This window comes from Oleiphilus sp. HI0061, from assembly GCF_001635675.1.
The window spans coordinates 1-1,422 of sequence record NZ_LWFE01001473.1 but is presented as its reverse complement, the minus strand read 5'-3'; the positions used below and the strand labels follow the sequence as shown (position 1 = coordinate 1,422).

Below are 1,422 nucleotides of genomic sequence, written 5' to 3'. Positions count from 1 at the left end.
TGGACTATTAAATTGAATCGCGTCAAACAACTCATGACCACCTTCCATTTTTAATACTAGCTTGAGGTGTTTTTCTTTTAATACTCTGCTCTGTACCAATTCAAAGGTATTTTCAAAACAAGGTTCTGGAAAGCGTTGACCCCAAGGCCCAGCAGCTTCAAGCTCTCTTATTTGCTGAACTGTTGACTCATACTCATTCAATGGGCCATCGGTAAGGATAACCGACTCCATATCCTCTTCCCTCAATAACTCTCTTACGACTTGGTCAAACGCTTCATTAAAATGCGGATAGCTCGCTTCATCAATCGACAAACCCGCCGCCATCGCATGGCCACCAAACTTTTTAATCAGCTCTGGGTGGCGCTTAGATACCAGGTCCAGAGCATCGCGCATATGAAGCCCGGGTATAGAGCGCGCAGATCCTTTTAGCTCCCTATTCTGAATCAGCGGATCATCGCTAGCAGGCGCAAAAGCGATTACGGGCCGATGAAATAGCTCTTTGATACGTGAAGCTAATATCCCAATGACACCTTGGTGCCAATGTGGCTCATATAAGCTCAACCCCCACGACAAGTTCTCAAGAGCCAAGCTTTCCGTAGACTTGTCCAGAATGCTTTGTACCTGGGCTTCAGCATCCTGTTTCATTTCGGCTTCAATGCGCTTGCGCTCGACATTCAGCTGGTCCAGGCGCTGCGCGATAGACATTGCCCTAACCTCGCTATCAGCTAATAGGCATTCGATACCCTGTGACATATCATCAAGGCGACCCGCCGCATTTAGCCGCGGACCAACGATAAACCCCATATCACTCGATTTAACGCCCGACAACTCCTTACCCGCGAGCGACAAAAGCGCTTTGATTCCAGGACGACAATAACCTGCCCGAATACGTTTAAGCCCTTGGGAAACCAGTACGCGATTGTTGTGATCGAGCGCCACCAGATCAGCGACAGTCCCCAAAGCAACCAAATCAAGATATGAAGCCATATTGGGTTCTTTAAGCTGTCTCTGTTCAAACCATTGTCTCTTTTTAAGCAAGGTTCTAAGACTACTTAAAACATAAAATATAACCCCTACCCCTGCGGCATTTTTGCTGGGAAATTCACAACCGAGTTGATTTGGATTCACGATTGCATCAGCTTTAGGTAGGGTATCTCCCGGCAAGTGATGATCAGTAACCAAAACCTTAATACCGAGTGACTTGGCCCGCTCTACGCCTGCTTCACTAGCAATACCATTATCAACAGTAACGATTAGGTCAGGCTTTAATTTTGCAGCATAGTCAACGATTTCTGGCGTCAGGCCATAGCCGAATTCAAAACGGTTGGGCACAATATAAGAGCACTCTTTCGCCCCCATCTCTCGAAGTACAAGAACAGCCAAGGCTGTACTCGTCGCACCATCGCAGTCAAAGTCTCCAAG

Annotated in this window: 1 protein-coding gene; it reads right to left on the bottom strand. The window is 47.1% G+C overall.

The genetic code is table 11. The features are described 5' to 3' along the window. Positions 1–1,422 (bottom strand): single-stranded-DNA-specific exonuclease RecJ (gene recJ, locus A3735_RS23065; protein WP_068638735.1); only part of this gene is annotated, 1,422 nt, incomplete at both ends.